This window comes from Paenibacillus sp. P3E (assembly GCF_001909045.1).
Lineage (GTDB): Bacteria > Bacillota > Bacilli > Paenibacillales > Paenibacillaceae > Paenibacillus_AQ > Paenibacillus_AQ helianthi.
Genome location: NZ_LVWH01000055.1, coordinates 1 through 5,769 on the forward strand (window position 1 = coordinate 1; position 5,769 = coordinate 5,769).

The 5,769-nt window shown below is 39.7% G+C and carries 6 protein-coding genes; all 6 read right to left on the reverse strand.

All coding sequences use genetic code 11. From position 1 onward, the window contains the following. On the reverse strand, positions 1-224 hold a 224-nt coding region (locus A3842_RS06905), incomplete at its 3' end, for a hypothetical protein (RefSeq protein WP_143186184.1). Continuing rightward, positions 221-1,243: a 4-hydroxy-2-oxovalerate aldolase gene (gene dmpG / locus A3842_RS06910; protein WP_074100869.1), complete on the reverse strand. Its 1,023-nt coding sequence runs from the start codon at positions 1,241-1,243 to the stop codon at positions 221-223. The genes A3842_RS06905 and dmpG, both read right to left, overlap by 4 nt. Beyond that, positions 1,240-2,127, reverse strand: coding sequence for an acetaldehyde dehydrogenase (acetylating) (locus tag A3842_RS06915; protein ID WP_074100870.1), 888 nt, complete (start codon positions 2,125-2,127; stop codon positions 1,240-1,242). Before A3842_RS06915 ends, dmpG begins: the two co-directional genes overlap by 4 nt. 65 nt (positions 2,128-2,192) lie before the next feature. Further along, positions 2,193-3,959, reverse strand: coding sequence for a thiamine pyrophosphate-binding protein (locus A3842_RS06920; RefSeq protein WP_074100871.1), 1,767 nt, complete (start codon positions 3,957-3,959; stop codon positions 2,193-2,195). A gap of 36 nt (positions 3,960-3,995) precedes the next feature. Then, positions 3,996-5,066, reverse strand: a complete 1,071-nt coding sequence (rfbG, locus tag A3842_RS06925) for a CDP-glucose 4,6-dehydratase (RefSeq protein ID WP_074100872.1) — start codon at positions 5,064-5,066, stop codon at positions 3,996-3,998. Further along, positions 5,066-5,769: glucose-1-phosphate cytidylyltransferase (gene rfbF / locus A3842_RS06930; protein WP_074100873.1), on the reverse strand; the 704-nt coding region annotated here is incomplete at its 5' end. The genes rfbG and rfbF, both read right to left, overlap by 1 nt.

Below are 5,769 nucleotides of genomic sequence, written 5' to 3' on the forward strand. Positions count from 1 at the left end.
CCAATACCTATACAATTAATAATAACATCGCACTTATTTTCATACATAACATCAATATGAAGCACTCGTATGTTAGCATTATTTATGATTTCTGTTTTTAAAAATGAATTCACCATTTCTATATTTCTAGCATACAAAAAAAATTCATAGTTTGGATTATGATGTAAATATACAATTAAATTTTTGGCAATGTGTCCGGTTGCGCCGAGAATAGCTATCTTCATCTTGTAACTACTCCACCATTATTATTGGATAATTGCATTGCCACTTCAAGTATAAGATCCTCTTGCCCAGCTACTACTTTTCGACGACCCAATTCGATAAAGATATCTTTAGGACTAACACTGTATTTTTTAGCTATACGCTCAACTGGTTTGGCAAAACCCGAAAAAACACCTGTCATCCCACTAATGATACTCGTAGAGCTCACTGTTGGTGGTTTTGCAAACATCTTCTCGGCTTCATCTGCTGTATCCAACAATTTAAATAAATCTATGCCCGTGTTGTAACCTAATTGGTGCAGAACGGCAACAAGGGTTTCTAGTTGAGCATTACCCGCTCCGGCTCCAAATCCACGGATAGAGCCATCCAATATTGTTGCTCCTGCTTCCAGCGCCGCTAATGAATTAGCAACACCCATTCCCAGATTATTATGCGCATGGAACCCCACTGGTATATCCAAAGCATTCACTAAAGAACTGATTCTTTCAGTCACATCTTTGGGTAAATATGCTCCAGCTGAGTCCATGATAACAATTCCTTGCGCACCATAGCTCTTCATTTTTGAAGCTTCGCTAACTAATATATTTGGTGATGCCATATGTGACATCATTAGAACCCCGTAGACGGTCTTATCCTTCTGACGAGCGTAAGCAATATGCCGCATGGTAATATCAGCTTCAGTACAATGAGAGGCCACACGGACAATGTCAACCCCGATGTCAATCGCGCTGCGCAAATCTCTATTGATCGTTGCAAAACCTGGAATCACATGAACTGCTAACTGCGTGCTCTTCAGATTATATCTACAGATTTCAAGCATTTGAGCGTCGCTCAATAAACTTTCTCCTAATTGTAACGAAGAAGCCCCTAGGCCATTACCGTGTCCTACTTCTAATATTGGAATACACGCTTCCTCGGCTAACACGGAGTATCTATCAATATATTCATGAGTTAGCTGGTGCCCTATCGCATGTGAACCGTCTCGTAAGGTAGGGTCACTAATTGTTATATTGTTATTCATGCTTCTACTCCTTTGCCGTATATGCTATTTTTCGCATACTCTTCCGCCATCGCAATAGCAGCACAATTAATGATGTCAAGATTACCGGCATATGTGGGAAGAAAATCCCCCAAACCTTGTACTTTAACCATAGTCACGATTCTTCCATTCTCGATGATAGGCCCCATAATTAACGAATACCCTGGAACATAATACTGAATTCGTTTCACCATTTCCTCCACTTGCTCAGTCAAAGCTTTAATATTGGGATCTTTTACAATTGCGAATACTGTTGTTTGCATATCTATACATGGAACAGCAGGGTTTAGGTTTAGTATAGCTTTTGACCGATAGCATTTAGAGAATTTTCTAATCGCTTCTTCCGTAGTTTCAATGTACTCATCCAAATTAATTCTTGTAGCCGGTCCTGCACTCTTGGAAGAAATACTCGATACTACCTCAATATAATCGATATCCTGCTGTGATTGTCCGATTGCATATACAATAGGAGCCGCAGCTTGTCCACCACAAGTCACCATATTCACATTGTCTTTATCCAAACATTCTTGCAAATTTACAGCGGGTATGCACATCTCACCAATCTTTGAGGGAGTCATGTCTATTACAAATTTACCTAGTTCCTTTAAAATCGAGGCATGCTCAATATGTGCAACCGCAGAAGTAGCATCAATCACAATATCACAGCAATCAGGACGATTTATAATTTCCTCGACACCCATATGAGAAATAGCAACCCCCATGCTTTGAGCTTTCTCAAGGCCAGGGGAAGACGCATTTCTTCCAATAAAAACTGAACAGGTCAAATATTCGGAGCGCATTAATTTAATTAATAAATCACTGCCTATGTTCCCGCTCCCCAATATTGCAACCTTTAATTTCTGCAATTTAATCTCTCCAATTCATATACAGAAGGACCAATTCCTTGATCCCTGTGTATTTAAATAATAAATTACTCTAAGATGTTTGCCTTATATTCATCTCTTGGAAGGAATGGAAACATATCATCATATTTCATGGATATCATCGTTCCATCCTCCAGTTTTTTTGACGATACCCGAGGAATAAGTAATTGGTCTGGTGGAGTAATAATCTCACAAATCATTGCCCCATTATAACGGATCAATTCATCTATTTTTTCGTCCATAGTCTCCAGATTTCCAATTTTCATATAGCCCAAGCCAAATGTTTCTGCAATTTTATCAAAGGGAGCGAATCCAACACCTGACTCAGGTCCTTCGCCTATAAAACGACCTTCCATAAAATTGTTCTGTGTATGCCGAATTAGTAAATATCCATTATTGTTAAACAGAATGAATTTCACAGGAATGTTATTATGCTTAATAGTTTGAAGCTCTTGCAAATTCATTTGGAAAGATCCATCGCCCGTTACGCAAAAAACAGGTTGTTTCCCTGTTGCGACAGAAGCACCTATAGATCCCGGTGTGTATCCCATAGTGGATAAGCCACCTGTAATGATATGTCTTTGTCCTTCTTTCACTTTAAAGGCTTGTGCGTGCACATGAAAACAAGATCCCGTATCCACAACAAATAATGCATCCTCAGGTGCCTTTTCAGAGAATTTCGTCATAAAGCGATAGGAGTTGATCCCCTTACTGTCATCATCATATTCCTGAAGGTCTACCGGATAAGTATTTTTCCAGTATGCGGTTTTCGTTAACCACTCTTCCTGAGGCTCAACTGATCCCATACTTTGAATCATTTTGCAAAAAAACTCAAGTGCATCACCATGAATGACTAGATCATGCTGAACCGATGGTTTATCAATTTCAGTAAGATCTATATCCACATAAACCTTCTTCGCTCTTTCAGCAAAGAATTGAAAATCGTAACCCACAAGACCAATTCCTAAACGACACCCTACTGTAATAAGCAAATCACAGTTCTGAACGGTAAAGTTCGCAGCACGATCTCCGTAAGTCCCTGGTCTACCCACAAAAAGATTATGATCATGAGAGATTAAATCCATCCCTAATCTTGAGGTCAAAATAGGAATGTTGGCCTTTTCAGCAAATTTCTTAAATTCGTTCAGCGCACCCGCTAAACGAACACCAGCTCCTACAAGCAAACAAGGTCTCTTACTGTTTTTCAAAGCATCAATAACTTTCATAATTTGATCTGAGTTTATATCCAGCATCTCAGGCTCAAAGACATATCCTTCAAATCGGTCTGGATCAAAAGATGTACCTTGCAAGTCTACAGGAACCTCTAAATAAACAGGACCGACCCTCCCATTTTTCGCCATATAAATACACTTTTCAACCTCATACTTCACACGCGTAATATCATCTAACATAACTGCATATTTGGTTATATGCGAGAACATAGATAATGAATCAAACCCCTGCAGAGGAAACTGTCTTGGGCCTTTAATTTTAGCAAGAGAAACCTTCGAGTTTCCAGCTACAATAACCATAGGAGAGGAGTCAATATACGCTCCCGCAACTCCCGTAATAGCATTAAGAGCTCCGGGACCAGCTGTTACATAAGCTGCTCCCATTTCATTATTTAATCGGCCGTAAGCCTCAGCAGCCATCGCGGCTGCCTGTTCATGATGGCATGAGACAAACTCCTGTTTATCATGTTGATAAACTGCATCTGTTAAGTGCATTATCATTCCACCAGTAACCATAAATACCGTTTTACCACCCGCTTCATATATAGCATTAGTTATATAATCTGCTACCCTCATAATCATTTACTTACCCCCGATACCTCTTGAGATTATCTTTAGTTAAATACTATTTTCATATTCTTCAATTTGACTAAACGTAATTTCATACATCGATTCACCATTATTGTAACACCGGGTCCATTCCATAATTTTCTCCAATGTATGATCTAAATCCCATCTAGAACGCCAATTAAGTTCTGCCTTGGCCTTAGAGCAATCCAACTTAAGATACTGAGCTTCATGCGGATGTGAGGCATTATCCACATCGTAAATAGCTCCTGGCCATTTCTGGCAGATCCTCTGAACAATCCATTCAACAGGTTTGGCATCCTCATCAGACGGCCCGAAATTCCAGGCACTGGCATATTCCTCACCATTTTGATAGAGTTTTTCGGCCAAGAGGAGATAACCACTTAAAGGCTCAAGAACATGTTGCCAAGGTCGAATAGAATTCGGGTTGCGGATAATTATTTTCTGACCATCCACAATCGATCTTACAATATCTGGAACAAGGCGGTCGGCAGCCCAATCTCCACCTCCAATGACATTTCCTGCTCTAGCAGAAGCAACAGCTATTGCTCTTCCGTCTATTTGGCTATTCAGAAATGAGCTTCGATACGCACCGGTTACTAATTCAGAACAAGCTTTGCTGCTCGAATATGGATCATGTCCACCCAATGGCTCATTCTCTCTGTAGCCCCAGTGCCATTCTTTGTTATCGTAACATTTATCAGTAGTAACGTTAACAACAGCAATAACACTTTCGCAATTCCGAATGGCTTCCATAAGATTGACAGTACCCATTACATTTACTTCATAGGTTTCGATAGGATTTCTATATGATTCACGAACCAATGGCTGTGCAGCCATATGAATAACTATTTCAGGCTGAGCATGTTCCATTGCAGCATTTAACTGTTTTGCATCTCTAATATCGGCTAATATATGATTTTCGAGCAGACTATTAATATTACATAACTCGAATAAACTAGGAGTAGTTGCAGGTTGTAGTGAGTATCCTGTAATCTCAGCTCCCATTTTACTTAACCACAGACATAACCAAGAACCCTTAAATCCTGTATGCCCAGTCACAAATACTTTTTTTCCATTCCAAAAATCCCTGTTGGTCATTATACATTCACCGACTTCGTTGCCCAAGTTTTCCAAGGTGCCTTTCCACTGGCCCAAAGATCCTCCAAGTAGTTCTTGTCTCTGAGGGTATCCATTGGCTGCCAGAATCCATTATGTTTATACCCGAAAAGTTCTCCATCACGCGCCAAACCTTCCAGTGGTTCCTTTTCAAAAAAGGTTTCATCACCAGAAATATAATCAAATACTTCGGGCTGCAGAACAAAGAAACCTGCATTAATCCATGAACCATCACCCTTAGGTTTCTCCTGAAACCCCTTAACTTCATTATTAGTTCCAATGTCAAGTGCACCAAATCGTCCGCTCGGCTGTACCGTAGTAACGGTCGCAAGACGTCCATGTAATTGATGTTGCTTGACCAGATCTGAAATATTGACATCCGACACCCCATCACCATAAGTCAACATAAAGGGTTCATTTCCTACATACTGTTGTATTCTTTTCACTCTTCCACCAGTCATTGTATCCACTCCTGTATTCACAAGAGTTACTTTCCAAGGCTCTGCTGTATGTGTGTGGGTTACTAATTGATTATCACTGGTGAAATCAAACGTAACATCCGACTCATGCAAGAAATAATGAGCAAAATATTCCTTTATATAAAATCCTTTATAACCAAGACAAATAACAAAATCGTTAAATCCATAATGAGAATATAATTTCATAATGTGCCATAATATTGGCC